At 60.7% G+C, this 20,298-nt stretch carries 19 protein-coding genes; 8 read left to right on the forward strand and 11 right to left on the reverse strand.

Annotated elements, in window-relative coordinates; translation table 11 throughout:
* Positions 1 to 94 precede the first annotated feature (94 nt).
* Together trxA and ACYZTM_RS13960 are read right to left on the reverse strand one after the other, a co-directional pair.
* Positions 95 to 424 carry a thioredoxin TrxA gene (gene trxA, locus ACYZTM_RS13955; RefSeq protein WP_131060765.1) on the reverse strand — a complete coding sequence of 110 codons (330 nt, stop codon included), beginning with the start codon at positions 422 to 424 and terminating at the stop codon, positions 95 to 97.
* A 120-nt stretch (positions 425 to 544) separates the two neighbouring features.
* The gene (locus ACYZTM_RS13960) at positions 545 to 1,252 is read right to left on the reverse strand and encodes a FadR/GntR family transcriptional regulator (RefSeq protein ID WP_461988973.1); all 708 of its coding nucleotides are present in this window, start codon (positions 1,250 to 1,252) and stop codon (positions 545 to 547) included.
* Between the two features lie 256 nt (positions 1,253 to 1,508).
* Here ACYZTM_RS13960 and ACYZTM_RS13965 point away from each other — a divergent pair, with 256 nt between their 5' ends.
* From ACYZTM_RS13965 to ppx, 5 genes are all read left to right on the forward strand, one after another.
* Entirely contained in the window at positions 1,509 to 2,294 is a 786-nt protein-coding gene (locus ACYZTM_RS13965) for a transporter substrate-binding domain-containing protein (RefSeq protein WP_131060763.1), read from the forward strand.
* A 21-nt stretch (positions 2,295 to 2,315) separates the two neighbouring features.
* Positions 2,316 to 2,984: an amino acid ABC transporter permease gene (locus ACYZTM_RS13970; RefSeq protein ID WP_461988974.1), complete on the forward strand. Its 669-nt coding sequence runs from the start codon at positions 2,316 to 2,318 to the stop codon at positions 2,982 to 2,984.
* Positions 2,981 to 3,631 (forward strand): amino acid ABC transporter permease, encoded by a 651-nt coding sequence (locus ACYZTM_RS13975; RefSeq protein WP_461988975.1) that lies wholly within the window; start codon positions 2,981 to 2,983, stop codon positions 3,629 to 3,631. Before ACYZTM_RS13970 ends, ACYZTM_RS13975 begins: the two co-directional genes overlap by 4 nt.
* Positions 3,618 to 4,355 (forward strand): amino acid ABC transporter ATP-binding protein, encoded by a 738-nt coding sequence (locus ACYZTM_RS13980; protein ID WP_461988976.1) that lies wholly within the window; start codon positions 3,618 to 3,620, stop codon positions 4,353 to 4,355. The genes ACYZTM_RS13975 and ACYZTM_RS13980 overlap by 14 nt, the downstream gene beginning before the upstream one ends.
* 235 nt (positions 4,356 to 4,590) lie before the next feature.
* Positions 4,591 to 6,093, forward strand: coding sequence for an exopolyphosphatase (gene ppx / locus ACYZTM_RS13985; RefSeq protein WP_461989139.1), 1,503 nt, complete (start codon positions 4,591 to 4,593; stop codon positions 6,091 to 6,093).
* Positions 6,094 to 6,301: 208 nt separating this feature from the next.
* On the opposite strand, the gene ppk1 is transcribed toward ppx, so the two are convergent.
* Entirely contained in the window at positions 6,302 to 8,524 is a 2,223-nt protein-coding gene (ppk1, locus tag ACYZTM_RS13990) for a polyphosphate kinase 1 (protein WP_131060759.1), read from the reverse strand.
* Between the two features lie 18 nt (positions 8,525 to 8,542).
* On the reverse strand, positions 8,543 to 9,556 hold the full coding sequence (hemB, locus tag ACYZTM_RS13995) for a porphobilinogen synthase (RefSeq protein ID WP_008150323.1): 1,014 nt from the start codon (positions 9,554 to 9,556) through the stop codon (positions 8,543 to 8,545).
* Between the two features lie 208 nt (positions 9,557 to 9,764).
* Between hemB and ACYZTM_RS14000 the strand changes: the two genes are divergently transcribed.
* Positions 9,765 to 10,388, forward strand: a complete 624-nt coding sequence (locus tag ACYZTM_RS14000) for a DedA family protein (protein WP_131060758.1) — start codon at positions 9,765 to 9,767, stop codon at positions 10,386 to 10,388.
* Here ACYZTM_RS14000 and ACYZTM_RS14005 read toward each other — a convergent pair.
* Positions 10,369 to 11,604, reverse strand: a complete 1,236-nt coding sequence (locus ACYZTM_RS14005) for a sterol desaturase family protein (protein ID WP_461988977.1) — start codon at positions 11,602 to 11,604, stop codon at positions 10,369 to 10,371. The genes ACYZTM_RS14000 and ACYZTM_RS14005 overlap by 20 nt on opposite strands.
* Positions 11,605 to 11,720: 116 nt before the next feature.
* On the opposite strand from ACYZTM_RS14005, the gene elbB reads away from it, so the two are divergent.
* The gene (gene elbB, locus ACYZTM_RS14010; protein ID WP_131060756.1) at positions 11,721 to 12,389 is read left to right on the forward strand and encodes an isoprenoid biosynthesis glyoxalase ElbB; all 669 of its coding nucleotides are present in this window, start codon (positions 11,721 to 11,723) and stop codon (positions 12,387 to 12,389) included.
* A 116-nt stretch (positions 12,390 to 12,505) separates the two neighbouring features.
* Here elbB and ACYZTM_RS14015 read toward each other — a convergent pair whose 3' ends face one another.
* The 5 genes from ACYZTM_RS14015 to ACYZTM_RS14035 form a co-directional block, all read right to left on the reverse strand.
* A complete protein-coding gene (locus ACYZTM_RS14015; RefSeq protein ID WP_131060755.1) occupies positions 12,506 to 12,961 on the reverse strand; it encodes a YaiI/YqxD family protein in 456 nt (151 codons plus the stop codon).
* A 106-nt stretch (positions 12,962 to 13,067) separates the two neighbouring features.
* Positions 13,068 to 14,966, reverse strand: a complete 1,899-nt coding sequence (locus ACYZTM_RS14020) for a cytochrome c/FTR1 family iron permease (protein WP_131060754.1) — start codon at positions 14,964 to 14,966, stop codon at positions 13,068 to 13,070.
* Positions 14,967 to 15,116: 150 nt separating this feature from the next.
* Positions 15,117 to 15,749 (reverse strand): homoserine/homoserine lactone efflux protein, encoded by a 633-nt coding sequence (gene rhtB, locus ACYZTM_RS14025; RefSeq protein ID WP_403099641.1) that lies wholly within the window; start codon positions 15,747 to 15,749, stop codon positions 15,117 to 15,119.
* A 203-nt stretch (positions 15,750 to 15,952) separates the two neighbouring features.
* Positions 15,953 to 16,534 carry a mechanosensitive ion channel domain-containing protein gene (locus tag ACYZTM_RS14030; protein ID WP_461988978.1) on the reverse strand — a complete coding sequence of 194 codons (582 nt, stop codon included), beginning with the start codon at positions 16,532 to 16,534 and terminating at the stop codon, positions 15,953 to 15,955.
* Positions 16,534 to 18,444, reverse strand: a complete 1,911-nt coding sequence (locus tag ACYZTM_RS14035) for an ATP-binding cassette domain-containing protein (RefSeq protein ID WP_461988979.1) — start codon at positions 18,442 to 18,444, stop codon at positions 16,534 to 16,536. The genes ACYZTM_RS14030 and ACYZTM_RS14035 overlap by 1 nt, the downstream gene beginning before the upstream one ends.
* Before the next feature lie 50 nt (positions 18,445 to 18,494).
* Between ACYZTM_RS14035 and ACYZTM_RS14040 the strand changes: the two genes are divergently transcribed.
* Positions 18,495 to 18,959 (forward strand): TIGR02444 family protein, encoded by a 465-nt coding sequence (locus tag ACYZTM_RS14040; protein WP_131060750.1) that lies wholly within the window; start codon positions 18,495 to 18,497, stop codon positions 18,957 to 18,959.
* Here ACYZTM_RS14040 and ACYZTM_RS14045 read toward each other — a convergent pair.
* Positions 18,956 to 20,125 (reverse strand): AlgP family protein, encoded by a 1,170-nt coding sequence (locus ACYZTM_RS14045; RefSeq protein WP_461988980.1) that lies wholly within the window; start codon positions 20,123 to 20,125, stop codon positions 18,956 to 18,958. The two genes, ACYZTM_RS14040 and ACYZTM_RS14045, sit on opposite strands and share 4 nt — an antisense overlap.
* Between the last annotated feature and the right edge of the window lie 173 nt (positions 20,126 to 20,298).

Consider the following 20,298-nt stretch of genomic DNA (forward strand, 5'->3'; position numbering starts at 1 on the left):
CGAATGTACCACCTGAGTTTCGGAGCGTCTAGCCCTCAATAACGAAAAGGCCCCGCAATATGCGGGGCCTTTTCATGACGCTTTATAACAACGCTTAGATGTTGGCGTCGAGGAAGGCAGCCAGTTGCGACTTCGACAGTGCGCCGACCTTGGTCGCTTCAACGGTGCCGTTCTTGAACAGCATCAGAGTCGGGATACCACGCACGCCATGCTTGGCCGGGGTTTCCTGGTTCTCGTCGATGTTCAGCTTGGCAATGGTCAGCTTGCCTTTGTAGGTTTCAGCAATTTCGTCCAGAACAGGAGCGATCATTTTGCAAGGGCCGCACCATTCAGCCCAGTAGTCGACCAGTACAGCGCCTTCGGCCTTGAGGACGTCGACGTCGAAGCTAGCGTCGGTGACGTGTTTGATAAGATCGCTGCTCATGGAAGTCTCCAGGTTGTAAGCAAAAAAACGTGGCCCATCATAGCCGCCCTTCCCCCGTTCAGGAAGGTGCAGTTGATTGAGTCTCGCTATGGTGCCGCATGAGTTTGGGTATAGCTCAAGTCATGAGGTGGCGGGAGCGACGAAGGCAATTCCAGTACGCAGGGCTGCATTGCGCACATGTTCCTGCATGGCCTTCTGCGCCGCGCCGGACGAGCGCCTGGCCAGTGCGCGGAGGATTTTGCGGTGCTCCTGCCAGGTTTCCATGGCCCGTTCGGCTCGGATGAACGGTAGCTTCTGACTCTCCAGAAAAATGTCGGCGCTGGCCGTGAGGATGCTCAGCATCGCCTGATTGCCGCTGGCCAGCAGAATGCGTCGGTGAAAATCGAAATCAAGTCGCGCCGCCGCTTCGAAGTCGCCGGCCTTCAATTCGTTACGCATGGCGGCAACGTTGTCTTCCAGCGTATCGAGTTCCTGAGTGCTCAGGGTCACCGCGGCCAAACCGGCGGCAAAGCCTTCCAGGGCATAGCGCAACTGGAAAATATCCAACGGCGACGCCAGGGCCGCGAATGGCCAACTCAGCGCCGCATCGCCTCGCGGCAAATCGACCGGTGACTGCACGAACACGCCCTTGCCCGGCTGGATGCTGATCACGCCCAGCGCACTCAACGACGATAACGCCTCACGTAGCGACGCCCGACTGACCCCCAATTGCACCGCCAGATCCCGCTGCGAGGGCAAAGCATCGCCCGGCGCGAAACCCTGTTCGGTGATCAGTTTCCGGATGGCTTGCAGCGCCACTTCAGGTACGGCTCGGGAAATCGAATTCATGGTTTTTCAGGCGAACCAGGACAATGAGCGGCTAGTTGTAAAGCTATTCGCAGCGCCCGGCAAGTCGTGCCCCATGGGAGTTCGGCAGGTTTCATGGATGCGCTATGAGGGTGCGAAAAAACCCACCACTGTTCAGACCAGTAAGACCGAACGAATCCAGCAAAACCGTGGCCTGGGGCACCCAAAACCGCTTCTTGGCATGGCCCATGCTCTGTCGATCCGCAGAAATCACTTCTCGCCGATCCGGAGATTTGCCATGACCCTGCGTTACAGCGCCCTGCTCACCGCCCTGTTTGCCAGCCTGATGCTGGGCCAGGCACCCGCTCACGCCGACGGTCTGGAGGATGTGGTCAAACGCGGCGTCCTCAAGGTGGCCGTGCCTCAGGACTTTCCGCCGTTCGGCTCGGTCGGCCCCGACATGAAACCTCGCGGCCTCGATATCGACACCGCCAAACTGCTGGCCGATCAACTCAAGGTCAAACTCGAACTGACCCCGGTCAACAGCACCAACCGCATCCCGTTCCTGACCACCGGCAAGGTCGATCTGGTGATCTCCAGCCTCGGCAAGAACCCCGAGCGCGAGAAAGTCATCGATTTCTCCAGCGCCTATGCGCCGTTCTACCTCGCCGTATTCGGTCCACCAGACGCCGACATCAAAGGCCTGGACGACCTCAAGGGCAAAACCGTCAGCGTTACCCGAGGCGCCATCGAAGACATCGAACTGACCAAAGTCGCTCCCGAAGGCGTGACCATCAAGCGCTTTGAAGACAACAACTCGACCATCGCCGCTTACCTCGCCGGGCAAGTCGACCTGATCGCCAGCGGCAATGTGGTGATGGTGGCGATCAGCGAGAAAAACCCGAAACGCGTGCCTGCGCTGAAAGTGAAGCTCAAGGACTCGCCGGTCTATGTCGGCGTGAACAAGAACGAGCCGGCGTTGCTGGGCAAGGTCAATCAGATCCTCGCCACCGCCAAGACCGACGGCGCGCTGGAGAAAAACTCCCGGACCTGGCTGAAAGAGCCGTTGCCGGCCGATCTCTGATCGTCGCTCGGGAGACTTGATATGGCCTATCAGTTCGACTTTCTGCCGGTGGTGCAAAACACCGACCTGCTGCTGCGCGGCGCGCTGTTCACCCTTGAGTTGACGGCCATCGGCGCAGTGCTCGGCGTGGGTCTGGGCATTGTCGGAGCGTTGGTGCGGGCGTGGAATATCCGCCCGTTCTCGACGATCTTCGGGGTCTACGTCGAGTTGATCCGCAACACGCCGTTTCTGGTGCAGCTGTTTTTCATCTTCTTCGGCTTGCCGTCGCTGGGCGTGCAGATCTCAGAATGGCAGGCAGCGGTGCTGGCGATGGTAATCAACCTCGGGGCTTACTCGACCGAGATCATCCGCGCCGGCATTCAGGCGATCCCCCGGGGACAGCTGGAAGCCGCTGCTGCCTTGGCGATGAGCCGATTCGAAGCGTTCCGCCACGTGATCCTGCTGCCGGCGTTAGGCAAAGTCTGGCCGGCCCTGAGCAGCCAGATCATCATCGTCATGCTCGGCTCGGCGGTCTGCTCGCAGATCGCAACCGAGGAGTTGAGCTTCGCCGCCAACTTCATTCAATCACGCAACTTCCGCGCCTTTGAAACCTATGCCCTGACCACGCTGCTGTACCTGTGCATGGCGCTGTTGATCCGCCAGTTGCTGAACTGGATCGGCCGTCGCTACCTATCGAGGAGCAGCCAATGAGCGATTTCACGTTCTGGGACGTCGTGCGCAACCTGCTCACTGGCCTGCAATGGACTCTGGCGCTGTCGCTGGTGGCGTTTATCGGCGGCGGACTGATCGGCTTGCTGATCATGGTCATGCGCATCTCGAAACCCCCCCTGCCGCACAACGTTGCCCGCACCTACATCGAGCTGTTCCAGGGCACGCCGCTGTTAATGCAGTTGTTTTTGGTGTTTTTCGGCGTGGCGCTGGCCGGCGTGGAGATTTCGCCGTGGATGGCGGCGGCGCTGGCCCTGACGCTGTTCACCAGCGCCTACTTGGCGGAAATCTGGCGTGGCTGCGTCGAATCGATCCCCAATGGCCAGTGGGAAGCCTCGTCGAGCCTGGCGCTCAATCCGCTTGAGCAACTGCGCTACGTGATTCTGCCGCAAGCGCTGCGGATTGCTGTGGCGCCGACCGTGGGCTTCTCGGTGCAAGTGGTCAAAGGCACCGCCGTGACCTCGATCATCGGCTTCACCGAACTGACCAAGACCGGCGGCATGCTCGCCAACGCGACCTTCGAACCCTTCATGGTCTACGGCCTCGTGGCCCTCGGTTACTTCCTGCTTTGCTACCCCTTGTCCCTCAGTGCGCGCTACCTGGAAAGGAGACTGCATGCCTCTGCTTAGAATTTCCGCCCTGCATAAATACTACGGCGACCACCATGTGCTCAAAGGCATCGACCTGAGCGTCGAGGAAGGCCAGGTGGTGGCGATCATCGGCCGTAGCGGCTCGGGCAAATCGACCTTGCTGCGCACGCTCAATGGCCTGGAATCGATCAACGACGGCGTGATCGAAGTCGATGGCGAATACCTAGACGCCGCCCGCGCCGATCTGCGCAGCTTGCGGCAGAAAGTCGGGATGGTGTTTCAGCAGTTCAACCTGTTCCCGCACCTGACCGTGGGCGAAAACGTGATGCTCGCGCCGCAAGTGGTGCAAAAAGTACCCAAGGCCAAGGCTGTCGAGCTGGCGCGGGAGATGCTGGAACGGGTCGGGTTGGGCGAGAAGTTTGATGCCTTCCCGGATCGCCTGTCGGGTGGGCAGCAACAGCGCGTGGCGATTGCCCGGGCGCTGGCGATGTCGCCGAAGGTGTTGCTGTGCGACGAGATCACCTCGGCGCTGGATCCGGAATTGGTTAATGAGGTGCTGAGCGTGGTTCGGCGACTGGCCAAAGAAGGAATGACGCTGATCATGGTCACCCATGAAATGCGCTTTGCCCGGGAGGTGGGGGATAAGTTGGTGTTCATGCATCAGGGCAAGGTGCATGAGGTGGGGGATCCGAAGATTTTGTTTGCGAACCCGCAGACCGCGGAGTTGGCGAACTTTATCGGGACGGTTGAAGCGGCGGGCTGAAAGATCTCTGGAGTCAGCGATGCCGCCTTCGCGAGCAAGCCCGCTCCCACAGTTGACCGCGTTGTGGCTGAGCAACCCGGTTAAAGGTGGGAGCGGGCTTGCTCGCGAAGAGGCCATCAGCAGCACTGCAAATGTCCCCGCGCCAAAAGAACGCAGCCTTCCACAACTCCTGCGCGTTGGCGTCAGCCTTTGATCGTGGCACGATGTCTGGGTTATCGACCGAGACCCCATGACCATGCCGCAATCCCAAGCCAAGAATCTGTCCCTGATCGCCGCAATCGACCTGGGCTCCAACAGCTTTCACATGGTCGTGGCCAAGGCCCAGAACGGCGAAATCCGTATTCTCGAGCGTCTCGGGGAGAAGGTTCAGCTGGCCGCCGGCATCGACGAAGAGCGCCACCTCAACGAAGAATCCATGCAGCGCGGGCTCGATTGCCTGAAGCGTTTTGCCCAACTGATCAACGGTATGCCCCCTGGCGCCGTGCGGATCGTCGGCACCAACGCCCTGCGTGAAGCGCGCAACCGCGGCGAATTCATCCGCCGCGCCGAAGAAATCCTCGGGCATTCGGTGGAGGTCATCTCCGGTCGTGAAGAAGCACGCCTGATCTACCTTGGCGTGTCCCACACCCTCGCCGACACCCCGGGTAAACGCCTGGTTGCCGACATCGGCGGCGGCAGTACCGAGTTCATTATCGGCCAGCGCTTCGAACCGCTGCTGCGCGAAAGCCTGCAAATGGGCTGCGTCAGTTATACCCAGCGCTACTTCAAGGACGGCAAGATCACCCCGGCCCGCTACGCCCAGGCGTACACCGCAGCGCGGCTGGAGATCATGAGCATCGAACACGCCCTGCACCGCCTGACCTGGGATGAAGCCATCGGCTCCTCAGGCACCATCCGCGCTATCGGTTTGGCGCTGAAGGCCGGCGGTCATGGCACGGGCGAGGTCAATGCCGAAGGTTTGGCCTGGCTCAAGCGCAAACTGATCAAGCTGGGCGATGTCGAGAAAATCGATTTCGAAGGCATCAAGCCGGACCGCCGCGCGATTTTTCCTGCGGGCCTGGCGATTCTCGAAGCAATCTTCGACGCCCTCGAACTGCAACGCATGGACCACTGTGAAGGCGCCCTGCGTGAAGGCGTGCTCTATGACCTGCTAGGCCGTCATCACCACGAAGACGTCCGTGAGCGCACGCTCAGTTCGTTGATGGAGCGTTATCACGTCGATCTCGAACAAGCGGCGCGGGTCGAACGCAAAGCCCTGCATGCCTTCGATCAAGTGGCCAAGGATTGGGATCTGGATGACGGCGTCTGGCGCGAACTGCTCGGCTGGGCCGCCAAGGTCCATGAAGTGGGCCTGGACATCGCTCACTATCAGTACCACAAGCACGGCGCCTACCTGATCGAGCACTCGGACCTGGCCGGGTTCTCCCGAGAGGACCAACTGATGCTCGCGCTATTGGTGCGTGGTCACCGCCGCAACATTCCCCGGGACCGGTTTGCCGATTTTGGCGATGACGGCATCAAGCTGATTCGCCTGTGCGTGCTGCTGCGCTTTGCGATCCTGTTCCATCACATTCGCGGCACCCAGGAAATGCCACAGGTCGTATTGCACGCCAAGCGCGACAGCCTCGATGTGTTGTTCCCGGAAAACTGGCTGGACGAAAACCAGCTGACCCAGGCCGACTTCGCCCTCGAAGCGGAATGGCTGACCCGGGTCAGCTTTACGCTGAACGTCCGCTAAACCTGAAATTGAAAAAGGCCTTCTTCGGAAGGCCTTTTTTGTGCCCGCAATTCAACAGGCGACACCATTCACATGTGGGAGCGAGCCTTTGTGGCGAGGGGATTTATCCCCGCTGGGTCGCGAAGCGGCCCCAAAAAAGGGACTGCTGCGCAGTCCAACGGGGATAAATCCCCTCGCCACAAGAGCTCGCTCCCACAGGTTTTGCGTGTTATCGAACGGTCAGGATTGGACTACCCAAGCGCTCCAGCAGCGTTGCCTGCGCACTGCGCGGGTTCTGGTTGCCGGTCGGCGTGTTGCGGATGTAGCGACCATCCGCCTGCAGGCTCCAGCTGTGGGTGTTGTCGGTCAGATAAAGCTCCAGCTCTTTCTTGACCCGCATGATCAGCTTCTTGCCCTCGACCGGGAAGCAAGTCTCGACGCGCTTGTCGAGGTTGCGCTCCATCCAGTCGGCGCTGGACAGGAACATCTGCTCTTCACCGCCATTGAGGAAGTAGAAGACCCGGGTGTGTTCCAGGAAACGACCGATGATCGAGCGCACGTGGATGTTGTGCGATACCCCGGCGATGCCCGGCCGCAGGCAGCACATGCCGCGCACCACCAGATCGATTCGCACTCCGGACTGACTGGCCTTGTACAACGCGCGAATGATCTTCGGATCGGTCAGCGAGTTGAACTTGGCGATGATGTGCGCCGGTTTGCCGTCGAGGGCGAACTGGGTTTCGCGGGCAATCATGTCGAGCATGCCCTTCTTCAACGTGAACGGCGCGTGCAGCAGCTTCTTCATGCGCAGGGTTTTACCCATGCCGATCAGCTGGCTGAACAGTTTGCCAACGTCTTCGCACAAGGCATCGTCGGAGGTCAGCAAGCTGTAGTCGGTGTACAGACGGGCGTTGGCCGCGTGGTAGTTACCCGTGCCCAAATGCGCATAACGCACGATTTCGCCGGCCTCGCGACGCAGAATCAGCATCATCTTGGCGTGGGTCTTGAAGCCGACCACGCCGTAAATCACAACCGCACCGGCCGCTTGCAGGCGGCTGGCCAGTTGCAGGTTGGACTCTTCATCGAACCGCGCGCGCAATTCGATCACCGCGGTGACCTCTTTGCCGTTACGCGCAGCATCCACCAGCGCATCCACGATTTCCGAGTTGGCGCCAGAGCGGTACAGGGTCTGACGGACCGCCAAGACATGCGGGTCCTTGGCCGCCTGACGCAGCAGGTCGACCACCGGCGTGAACGACTCGAACGGGTGCAGCAACAGGATGTCCTGCTTGCTGATCACACTGAAAATGTTCTCGCTGTTCTGCAGCAGTTTCGGGATCTGCGGGGTGAACGGCATGTATTGCAGCTCACGCTGACTGTCCAGACCGGTGATGCTGAACAGGCGGGTCAGGTTGACCGGACCGTTGACCTGATACAGCTCGGTCTCGTGCAGGTTGAACTGTTTGAGCAAGTAGTCGGACAACTGTTTCGGGCAGGTGTCGGCAACTTCAAGACGCACCGCGTCACCGTAGCGACGGGAGAACAACTCGCCGCGCAGCGCGCGGGCCAGGTCTTCTACATCTTCGGTGTCGACGGAAAGGTCGGCGTTACGGGTCAGGCGGAACTGGTAGCAGCCCTTGACCTTCATGCCCTGGAACAGGTCATCGGCGTGCGCGTGGATCATCGACGACAGGAACACATAGTTGTCGCCCGCGCCGCCGACTTCTTCCGGCAACTTGATGACGCGCGGCAACAGGCGTGGCGCCGGGATGATCGCCAGACCGGAATCGCGACCGAAGGCGTCGATACCTTCGAGTTCGACGATGAAGTTCAGGCTCTTGTTCACCAGCAACGGGAACGGGTGCGTCGGGTCGAGGCCGATCGGGGTAATGATCGGCGCGATCTCGTCGCGGAAATAGCGGCGCACCCAGGTTTTGATCTTGGTGGTCCAGTGACGCCGACGGATGAAGCGGACCTGATGTTTTTCCAGTTCCGGCAATAGAATGTCATTGAGGATCGCGTACTGGCGGTCGACGTGACCGTGTACCAGCTCGCTGATGCGGGCCAGGGCCTGATGCGGTTGCAGGCCATCGGCACCGGCCTGTTCACGGGCGAAGGTGATCTGCTTCTTCAGGCCGGCGACGCGAATCTCGAAGAACTCGTCCAGGTTGCTGGAGAAGATCAGCAGAAACTTCAGCCGCTCCAGCAACGGGTAGGACTCATCCAGCGCCTGTTCCAGCACGCGGATGTTGAACTGCAGTTGCGAGAGCTCGCGATGGATATACAGGCTGCTGTCATCCAGACCGGGAATGGCAATCGCCGGTGCCGCCGTCGCGGTTTCGGTCACCGCCGCAGGGGGAGCGGGCTCCAGTTCCGGCGGTGTCTCGGCGATTTGCTCGACCACGGGTTGAGCTTCTTTTACGGCAACTTCAGTGAGTCCTTCGGTATTCATGGAATGTTCCTGGGAGGGCTATTTCTGCTCTCGTAACAATTGAGCGGCACGCACGGCAAAGTAAGTCAGGATGCCATCAGCCCCTGCACGTTTGAAAGCGGTCAGGGATTCGAGGATAACCCCTTCGCTCAACCAGCCATTCTGGATTGCCGCCATGTGCATGGCGTATTCACCGCTGACCTGATACACAAAGGTCGGCACTTTAAATTCTTCTTTGACCCGGTAAAGGATGTCCAGATACGGCATGCCTGGCTTGACCATGACCATGTCCGCGCCTTCTGACAAGTCGGCCGCCACTTCGTGCAGGGCTTCGTTGCTGTTGGCCGGGTCCATCTGATAAGAGGCCTTGTTGGCCTTGCCCAGGTTCAGCGCCGAACCCACCGCGTCGCGGAACGGGCCGTAATAGGCGCTGGCGTATTTGGCCGAGTAGGCCATGATCCGCACGTTAACGTGATCGGCCAGCTCCAGTGCTTCGCGAATCGCCTGGATGCGACCGTCCATCATGTCCGACGGCGCCACCACTTGAGCGCCGGCCTCGGCGTGAGACAGGGCCTGCTTGACCAGTGCGTCGACGGTAATGTCGTTCTGCACATAGCCTTCTTCGTCGAGGATGCCATCCTGACCGTGGGTGGTAAACGGGTCGAGCGCAACGTCGGTGATAACCCCCAGCTCCGGGAACTGCGCACGCAAGGCGCGGGTGGCGCGCTGGGCGATGCCGTTCGGGTTCCAGGCTTCGGCGGCGTCCAGCGACTTGAGCTCCGGCGGCGTGACCGGGAACAGCGCCAACGCGGGAATCCCCAGCTCGACCCACTTGGCCGCTTCTTCGAGCAACAGATCGATGGTCAGGCGCTCGACGCCCGGCATCGACGCCACTGCTTCGCGACGGTTTTCACCGTCCAGCACGAACACCGGCAGGATCAGGTCATCGACGGTCAAAACGTTTTCACGGACCAGTCGACGCGAGAAATCATCACGACGGTTGCGACGCAGGCGGGTTGCTGGAAACAAACGGTTGGCGGGGGTAAAGCTCACGGCAGACTCCTGAGCCCGCGCTGGCAGGCGAGCGTGACAGTTATAAGCGGCCATTATGACGAACAGATGACAGTTGTGCTTAGCCCTGTGACACGTAGCCGCATTCCATTGTCCTTGTAGGAAATGTTCACGTCGAGACACATTTGGACACTTTCATGAATGTGCACGAAGGGTTAGGCTGCGCGTTCATTTCGCCAGCATCCAGACAATGCTCCAACAATTTCTTCAGGAATTCGGCTACTTCGCCCTTTTTCTCGGCACGTTCTTCGAAGGCGAAACCATCCTGGTGCTCGCAGGCTTCCTCGCGTTCCGCGGATACATGGACATCAAGATCGTCACGATCGTGGCGTTCTGTGGCAGTTATGCCGGCGATCAGCTGTGGTATTTCCTCGGGCGCAAACACGGCCGCAAATTGCTCGCGCGCAAACCGCGCTGGCAAATGATGGGTGATCGGGCGCTGGAACACATCCGCAAACACCCGGACATCTGGGTGCTGAGCTTCCGCTTTGTCTATGGATTGCGCACAGTCATGCCGGTGGCGATCGGCCTGTCGGGTTATCCGCCGGGACGTTATTTGCTGCTTAACGGGATTGGTGCCGCGATCTGGGCGGCCGCACTGGCCGCAGCGGCGTATCACTTCGGCGCGGTGCTCGAGGGCATGCTGGGCAGCGTCAAGAAGTACGAGCTGTGGGTGCTCGGCGCCCTGCTGTTACTGGGCCTGGGCCTGTGGCTACGGCGGCGCTTCAAGAATGCCCGTCTGGCGAAGAAGATCTACGCCGACGAGCAAGCCGAGCTGGCCAAGGCCGCCGAGACTAAGACGCCAATCGAGTGAAACGGTCCCTCCAACAGTAGAGACCGATGCCGCTGAGCAGGCTGTAGCTGAGCAGGCCGATCCAGCCCAGCGCGCTGGCCGGCCACAGCCCGACCACCGGCGCCAGCCACACCAGCGGCACATTCGATGCCAGCCGCAGCAGCTCAAGCTTCAATGCCTGCGGGCGATTCTCCAGGGCCATGCCCAACGTAAACAAGCCCAATGCCACCGCGCTCCAGCCCAACACCAGCGCTGCGGTCGGCAAACGCGGCTCCAGGTTCATCAAGTAGCTGCCCAGCGCAATGTAGACACAGAACTGCAACGCCACATACAGCTGCTGACGCCCGTCCAGCGGCACTTCGAATTTGCGGAACTGGCTCAGGTCCGGTTTGTTCATCGGGTACCTGGCCGCCACATCCGCCGGTCGCCAACCGGTGCGCATGAACCAGATCCGCAGCTTGTCCCATGTGCTTTCAGCCCGCCGCGCGTCATCCCAAAGCTGCGCGTAAAACTGCACGTTCGCCCACAGCGGATTCCAGCTCGCCAGCGGCGTGGTCACGCCGAAAATCACCGGTTCGTTGTCGTCCTCTTCCTGGAACGAGCCAAATAGACGGTCCCAAATAATGAACACCCCGCCGTAGTTGCGATCCATGTAGAGAGCGTTCTGCGCATGGTGAGCCCGATGATTGGACGGCGTGACAAAGAACCACTCGAACCAGCCAAGCTTGGGAATGTGTTTGGTATGCACCCAGAATTGATACAGCAGGTTCAGCGCGGCGACGCTGATGAACACCAGCAGCGGCACGCCGAGCACCGCCATCGGCAGGTAGAAAATCCAGCTCAGCAGGAAGCCGGTACTGGTCTGGCGCAGGGCCGTGGAGAGGTTGTAGTCCTCGCTCTGGTGATGCACCGAATGCGCGGCCCAGAGGATGTTGCGCTCGTGGCCCATGCGATGCAGCCAGTAGTAGCAGAAGTCATAGAGGACGAAGGCAAACACCCAGACCCGGACGCTGTCGGCCGCGAGTTCGAACAGCGCCAGATGTTTGAGGGCAAACGCATAAGTCACCAGGCCGACGCCTTTGGTCAACAGGCCCGTGGTGGTCGACAACACCCCGGTGCTGATGCTGTTGATCGCATCCGCCAGCCGATAATTGCTCACCCCGCGCCAACGGTCCGCCAGCAGCTCGACGGCAATCAGCACAAAGAAAAACGGCACCGCATACAGAATGAAGTCCATTGACGCGCCCTGATCGGAATCTTGAGGACAGATGCTAGGTGTAGCCGCGAATTAACCCTATGGCAACGAGTGACAAATTAGTGGACATTTAACGCCATGAATCTGGAGAAAAACCCATGAGCAAAAAAATTGCAGTGATCCTTTCCGGCTGTGGCGTGTACGACGGCGCCGAGATCCACGAAAGTGTGATTACCTTGCTGCGCCTGGACCAGCGTGGCGCTCAGGTGCAGTGCTTTGCCCCCAATATCTCGCAATTGCAGGTGATCAATCACCTGACCGGCGACGAAATGCCCGAGTCGCGCAATGTGCTGGTGGAATCGGCGCGGATCGCCCGGGGCAACATCAAGGATATTCGCGAAGCAGACGTCGAAGACTTCGACGCGCTGATCGTGCCCGGGGGTTTCGGCGCGGCCAAGAACCTGTCGAACTTCGCCATCGAAGGCGCCGGCTGCACGGTTCAACCGGACGTCCTGGCGTTGACCGAAGCGTTTGCAGAAGCGGGCAAACCGGTGGGGTTGATCTGCATTTCGCCTGCGCTGGCGGCGAAAATCTATGGACCGGGCGTGACCTGCACCATCGGCAACGACGCCGAAACGGCAGCCGCCATGAACAAGATGGGCGCCACCCACCAGGAATGCGCGGTGAGCGACATCGTCGAAGACAAGGCCCGCAAACTGGTGTGCACCCCGGCGTACATGCTGGCGCAGAGCATCAGTGAAGCGGCATCGGGGATCAACAAACTGGTCGACCGCGTCCTCGAACTGACCCACGAAAACGACGCCTGACCCCGGTTCGATAATCGTTCCCACGCTCCGCGTGGGAATGCAGTCGGGGACGCTCCGCGTCCCAAAGCGGACGCAGAGCGTCCAGTGAGGCATTCCCACGCAGAGCGTGGGAACGATCATTGTGAACGGGAAAGCCGCGTTAGGATCCGGTCCAGCGCATTGGCAAATGCCTGCTTCTCGCGCTCACCAAACGGCGCCGGCCCGCCGCTCATCTGGCCCTGTTCACGCAAATCGGTGAACAGGTTACGCACCGCCAGCCGATCACCCATGTTCTGCGCATCGAATTCCTTGCCCCGTGGGTCTAGGGCGGCAACGCCTTTTTTCACCAGCCGATCGGCCAGCGGCACATCGCTGCAAATCACCAATTCACCCGGCACCGCGTGTTCCACCAGATAGTCATCGGCGGCGTCCGGACCGCTCGGCACCACGATCAGCTTCACCAGGGCCAGCCCCGGTTTGATCTGCGGCTGCCCGGCCACCAGCACCACTTCGAACTGGCGCTTGAGGGCGAACTTCACCACCAGATCCTTGGCCGCCCGTGGGCAGGCGTCGGCATCGATCCAGACACGCATAGACTTTTTCCTCTTCTAAAAGCTTCGCGGGCAAGCCTCGCTCCTACAGATATCACAATCCGTAGGAGCGAGGCTTGCCCGCGAATATGAGCGAAGCGAATGCCTTTTAAGAAACCGGCACCCGCCGCTTCTCCGCCACCCAGCTACGGCCATACAGCACAATGATCGCAACGATCGCCACAAGCTGAGCACTCAGCGAATACGCATCCGCGTGGATGCCCAGCCAATCGAAGTCAAAGAACGGCACCGGACGCGTGCCGAAGATCCCGGCTTCCTGCAACGCCTTCACGCCATGCCCGGCAAACACCACCGACAGCGTGCACAGCAGTCCGGCGTTGATGCTGAAGAACAACGACAGCGGCAGTTTCTGCGAACCGCGCAGGATCACCCACGCCAGCCCGACCAGCAACACCAGCGCTGTGGCACCACCGGCCAGCACCGCGTTATGCCCGGCGGGACCTGCCTGCAGCCACAAGGTCTCGTAGAACAGAATCACTTCAAACAGCTCGCGGTACACCGAGAAAAACGCCAGCGTCGCAAAGCCGAAGCGACCGCCGCCGCCGACCAGGCTGCTCTTGATGTAATCCTGCCACGCCGCTGCGTGGCGACGGTCGTGCATCCACACACCGAGCCAGAGCACCATGACGGCGGCGAACAACGCCGTCGCACCTTCCAGCAACTCGCGCTGCGAACCGCTGACATCGATCACGTACGCCGCCAGCGCCCAAGTTGCCAGACCCGCCAGCAACGCCAGGCCCCAACCGACGTTGACGCTACGCACCGCCGACTGCTGGCCGGTATTGCGCAGGAACGCCAGAATCGCCGCCAGCACCAGAATCGCTTCCAGACCTTCGCGCAGCAAAATCAGCAAACCGGAGATGTAGCTCAGCGACCAGCTCAAACCGTCGCTGCCCAGCAACCCGGCGGACTCCTTTAACTTGGCCTTCGCCGCGTCCAGACGCTCCTGGGCCTGGACCACCGGCAACCCGTCCTGCAACGACTGACGGTAAGCCATCAGGGATTTTTCGGTGTCCTTGCGCACGTTGGCGTCGACGTTGTCCAGCGAGCTCTCGACCAGTTCGAAGCCTTCCAGGTAGGCCGCTACCGACAAGTCATAGGCTTGATCGTGGTCACCGGCACGGTAGGCCAAGAGGCTCTTGTCCAGGGTTGCAGCGGTGTAGTCGAGCAACTGCGCCGGTCCCCGCTTGACCTGCGGCGGTTGCGCCCGCTGGGCACGGAACGTCGCGGCGGCTTGCGGGCCATCGGCGGCCTGCACTTCGGCCGGCGTCTGACGTGCCAGGTCGGCAATGTTGTAGGCCTTTTCGGATTTTGCTGCGGCCGGATCGGCGCTGAAACTGGCGATGTAAGTCGCCAAGTCCCAGCGTTGACGATCGTCCAACTGATCGGCGAAGGCCGGCATGTCCGTGCCTTCGACACCCAGGCCCAAGGTGCTGTAGATCGCGTAGAGGCTCAGGTGATCCAGGCGCGCCGTGTCACGCAGATTGGCTGGCGGCGGCGTCAGACCGACACCCGCCGGACCGTCGCCGGCACCCGTATCGCCATGGCAGACCGAGCAATGCTGGGCGTACAGCGGCGCACCACGGGTCGGGTCCGGGGTAATGATCGGCGCCTGACTGACTTCATAGGTCACGGCCAGTTTCGCGCCGAGTTGCCGAGCCTGACGGGCCACGTCCGCGCCGTCCTGACGGGCAGCAATGGCATTGCGCAGCGCGCTGACGCCCTGCTCCAGCCCGGCTTTTTCGGGTTTGGCCGGCAACGCGGCGATCAAGCCTTGCAGCACCTTGATGAATTCCAGCTGCTCGCGGTATTCGGACTCGTCGGTGACCTTGCCCCCTTGCACCGTCTGCGGGTAGTCCGCGCCAATGTAATCGAGCAAATGCAGGGCTTGCGGCGCGCCTTCCACGGTGTCGGCCAACAGATTGAAACTGCACAAGGCAAACAGCGGCAACACCAGCCAGGCCAGGAAACGGGACGGGGCAGTCATGAATGAATCTCAATTGGAAATACGAAGTAACACATTGTTCACTTCCAATGACTTTCACTCAAGCTTTGTTAACGAATACCGGCGTTTGTGCGTGAGTTCTGGACATGAAAAAGGCGACCTCGAGGGTCGCCTTTTTTGTACCTAAGCGTTTTACACCGCGGCTTTGCGCAGCGTCGCCATAAACGCCGCAGCACCGATGAACAGCCCCGCAAAGGTCCGGTTCATGCGTTTTTGCTGCTTGGGCGTACGCAACAGGCGCAGCACCTTCGATGCCAACCCGGTGTAACCGGCCATGACGATCAGGTCGACGCAGACCATGGTCACGCCGATGATCAGGTACTGAGCCAGCAGCGGCGCGTGTGGATCAATGAACTGCGGCAACACCGCCAGCATGAACACCAGCGCCTTGGGGTTGCTGATGTTGACCAGGAATCCACGGAACACCAAAGCCAGCGGCTTGCCGATCTGACGCACTGCGGCGTCGTCGCTCATGTCGCTGGGCAGGGCGCGCCATTGCTTGATCGCGAGGTAAACCAGGTACGCAACGCCGAACCATTTGATTGCATAGAAAGCCGTGGCCGATGCCGTGAGAATCGCGCCAACCCCGGCGCCGACAATCGCGATCTGTACCGCCAGGCCCAATTGCAGGCCAAGGGCGTTCCAGTAACCGCGCCAGAAACCGTATTGCAGGCCGCTGGACATCGACGCAATGGCGCCGGCACCGGGAGATAGGCTGATCACCCAGCAGGCGGCAAAAAACGCCAGCCATGTTTGAAGCTCCATCGCACACCTCGACTCAGACTCGTGACAGACGTCTAAGCTAATGCGGCTTTGGGCTGATGACTACCGTTTTTTTTGCAGGATGTTGCGGTCGCCGACCAGTGTTTACGGCTTTAGGCCCCCTTCACGCCCTGAGCCTTTCCGTCAACGCGGTCACCTGTGGGAGCGGGCTTGCTCGCGAAAGCGGTAGGTCAGGCAACGAAGGCTTACTTTTCGAAACCGCCGGACGAGAACACATCCGTACCACGCCAGCGTCGAACCGAACGCTGGAAGAACAGGCTGTTGGGCACCTGCACCATCGCACTGCCGGTCCCGAGTTCTTCCGCTTCGATCAACGTGGTGTAGAGCAGATTGATCGCCACCACCCGACCTTTGACGCCGGGCTTGTCGGTGGTGTCCACCAGTTCGACGACGTCACCGATGCGGAACGGGCCGACGGTGAAGATCAGGATCGCGCAGAGCAAGTTGGAGAGCACGCTCCACATCGCGAAGAACGCCACCGCCGCCACTGCGACGAAACCGGACAACGCAGTCCAGAGCACGGTGGCCGAGACCCCGAGGCGTTCCAGCACGAAAATCAGCGCACTGCCCATGATCAGCCAGCGCAAACCGCCGCGCAGCGGCATCAGCAACTGCGGCGGGAACGGGTAGCGCTCGCCCAGGCCAGTCAGGCATTTGGCGACGAAGCGTTGGGCGAAGTAACCCGCCAACAGGATCAGCAGGATTTGCGTGGCGAACCAGATTGGCTCGCCCCACCCAGCCGGCAGCGGTAGCTTGAAGGCTTCCATCAGGACAGCGCCTCCAGCTCCGCCTGCATGCTTTCGAGCAGTTCCAGGGCTTCCATCCACGCTTCTTCGAGTTCGGCTTCACGCACCTTCAGCTTGGCCTGTTCAACCAGCAGATCACGCAAATCGTTCTTGCGCGCCGGTTCGTAAATATCGCTGTCGCCGAGGCTGGTATCGATCTTCGCCAGTTTCTCGTGCAGCTTGCCCAACTCGGCTTCGAGCTTGTCAGCCTCACGCTTATGCGGTGCCAGTTGCTGACGCAACGCAGCAGCGGCCTGGCGCTGGGCTTTCTTGTCGGTCTTGTCCGGATTGACCGGGGTGTTGCTGACCGGGGCATTGCGCTGACGGTAGTCGACCAGCCAACGGGCATAGTCTTCCAGGTCACCGTCGAACTCCTCGACCTTGCCGTCGGCCACCAGATAGAAATTGTCGGTGGTGCTTTTGAGCAGATGACGATCGTGGGAGACCACCAGCACTGCGCCACTGAATTCCTGCAGGGCCATGGTCAGCGCCAGGCGCATTTCCAGGTCCAGGTGGTTGGTCGGTTCGTCGAGCAGCAACAGGTTCGGCCGATCCCAGGCGATCAATGCCAGGGCCAGCCGAGCCTTTTCCCCGCCGGAGAAGTTCAGCACCGGCTCATCGATGCGCGCGCCACGGAAGTCGAAACCACCGAGGAAGTCGCGCAGAGTCTGTTCGCGTTCGGTCGGCGCCAGACGCTGCAAGTGCAGCAACGGGCTGGCCTTGGCATCCAGCGAATCCAGCTGATGCTGGGCGAAGTAGCCCACGACGGTGTTCTCGCCACGGGTCAGGCGACCGGCCAACGGCGAGAGTTCACCGGCAAGGTTTTTGATCAGGGTCGATTTACCGGCGCCGTTCGGGCCGAGCAAACCGATCCGCGCGCCGGGGGTCAGTTGCAGCTTGACCTTCTCCAGCACGGCTTTGTCGCCATAACCCAGACGAGCATCCGACAGATCAATCAACGGGCTGGAGATTTTCTGAGATTCGCGGAAGACGAAGTCAAACGGCGAGTCGACGTGGGCGGCGGACAACTCTTCCATCCGCTCCAGCGCCTTGATCCGGCTCTGGGCCTGACGGGCCTTGGTGGCCTGGGCCTTGAAGCGGGCGATGTAACTTTCCATGTGCGCACGTTGCGCCTGCTGCTTCTCGTAGGCCTGCTGTTGCTGGGCCAGACGTTCGGCACGGGCGCGTTCAAACGCGCTGTAACCACCGCGATACAGGGTGATCTTGCGCTGATCGACATGGGCCACGTGATCGACCACGGCATCGAGGAAGTCCCGGTCGTGGGAAATCAGCAGCAAGGTGCCGGGATAGCTTTTGAGCCATTCTTCGAGCCAGATGATGGCGTCGAGGTCCAAGTGGTTGGTTGGTTCGTCGAGTAGCAGCAGGTCCGATGGGCACATCAAAGCCTGCGCCAAGTTCAGACGCATCCGCCAACCACCAGAGAAATCTCCTACCTGGCGATCCATTTGCTCGTTGGTGAACCCAAGCCCCGCCAGCAACTTGCGCGCTCGGGCGTCGGCGGTGTAACCGTCGGCGCTGTCGAGCTCGGAGTGCAGGCGGGCCTGAGCGGCACCGTCATGGGCCGCTTCGGCTGCGGCGAGGTCGCGTTGCACCTCGCGCAGTCGCAGGTCGCCATCGAGCACATAGTCGACCGCCACGCGATCGAGGGTGTCGATCTCCTGGCGCATGTGGGCGATGCGCCAGTCCGCCGGCAAGAAGCAATCACCCGAGTCCGGGTGCAGGTCACCCAGAAGCAAGGCGAACAGGCTCGATTTGCCGGCGCCGTTGGCACCGATGAGGCCGGCTTTGTGGCCGGCGTGCAGGGTCAGCTCGGCGTCTTCTAGCAGACGTTGCGGGCCACGCTGTAAAGTCAGGTTCTGAAGTCGAATCATAATGGCGGCGGAGTCTACCAGCTTCGCTCGCAACTGGCGCGAGTAGCACTATGTCCTCTGACCTGTGGAGCTTTTCCGTTACTACTTACTCCCGTCGCGGAGTAGAACGTGCGTGCCTGCACTTGCAGTCGACGGGCGTAAACGTGTGCTTGCTGCTGAGCGGGTTGTGGCTGGGAGAGCGTGGCGTTGCCTGCAACGAACAACGCTTGCAGCTGCTTCGCGATTTAGCCGGGCCTTGGGACGCGGAGGTCGTGCAACCATTGCGCGCATTGCGTCTGCAATGGAAAGCCGCCGCTAGCGAGGATGCCGGGCTGAATGATTTGCGCGAAGAAGTGAAGTCACTGGAGATGGAAGCAGAGCGGCATTTGTTGTTGCGACTGGAACGTTTGGCGCAGAGTTGGCCGCAGTGTGAGGCGACCGATCTAACGGCCTGGCTGGAAGGTGTGACGGCGGGCGCCGCCCACCTGGACCGCGACGCGCTGCATCATCTGCGCGTCGCGGTAACCGGCGCTTAGGAAGCGCTGGTTGGGGTGGTTGCTGCGATCGATGCGGCGGCCGGCGTTGGCGCTGGCGTAGCTGTCGAGGTGGCTGCTGCTAAAGCAGACGTCGCTGCCGGAGCCGGGTTGGCTGGCTTGGCAACTGGCGCGGCGGCCGGCTTGGCGGCAACAGGTTTTTTCACTGCTGGTTGTGCAGCTGGCTTCGCCGCCGCTGGCTTGGCAGCGGGTTTGGCGGTGGGTTTGGCGGTGGCCGGTTTGGCAGCAGCGGCAGGTTTAGCCGCAGCAGGTTTGGCTGCCGGTTTGGCTGCCGGTTTCGCTGCAGCTTTTACAGCGGGTTTCGCAGCCGGTTTTGCCGCAGCTTTTGCCGCAGGTTTCGCCGCTGGTTTTACGGCAGGCTTGGCTGCAGCAGTTTTAGCCGCGACAGGTTTTGCTGCAGCCTTGGCAGCAGGTTTGGCAGCGGCAGTTTTTGCAGCTGGTTTTGCGACCGATTTTGCAGCTGGTTTTGCAGCTGCGGTTTTCGCCACAGCCGGTTTCGCAGCAGCTGTTCTTGCAGCTGGTTTAGCGGCTGCTGTTTTTGCAGCGACTGGCTTGGCGCCCGGTTTGGCAGCCGAGGTTTTAGCAGCCGGTTTTGCAGCACTGGCAGCGACTGGTTTTTTCGCCGCAGGTTTTGCGACTGGTTTGGCTGCGGCTTTCACCGGAGCCTTGGCAGCAGGCTTGGCCGGTGCTTTTGCAGCAGTCGGTTTGGCCGCGGCTTTCTTGGCAGGTGCCGTAGCAGGCTTGGCCGAACGCAGGGACAACGCCTTGCCGACAGCCTCTTGTACACGACCGACACCCTGGGCCAGTTTCAGGCTTTCTTGAGCATCGCGTTTGAGTTGCAGAATGTAGCTGCGAGTTTCGGATTGACGATCCTTGAGGGCATCAAGCAGGTCCTCAAGTTCTTTCACCGCACCCTTCGCTTTGGTTTGTGCCTTGGCTTTACCGGCTGCCGCGGCGTCCTGCAATTTGGTACGGGACTTGTGCAATTTTTCCTGCGCTTTTCCGCGCTGCTTTTCCAGTTTGGCGAGCAGTTTTTCAGCATCAGCCAAGGCTTGGGAACAAGCGTTTTCCAAATGCTCGAGCAGGCTGCCCGAGAGTTGTTGGAGTAAGTGCAACGGGGTATTTACAGGCTTCTTGGTGGCCGACATGGTTTACCTCCTGGCTGACGTGGGTGCGGCTCATACTAGACCTCTGATGACACCGCCGCTAGGGCATGTTGACAGTATCGAAAGCGCTGCGTTGCAACAGATTGAAATTCTTCTGCACTGGTGCAAAACCAGTTCACCTTCGAGCGCATTCACACTGGCATAATCCACCGCAT

The sequence above is a fragment of the Pseudomonas sp. MDT2-39-1 genome (genome assembly GCF_054898085.1).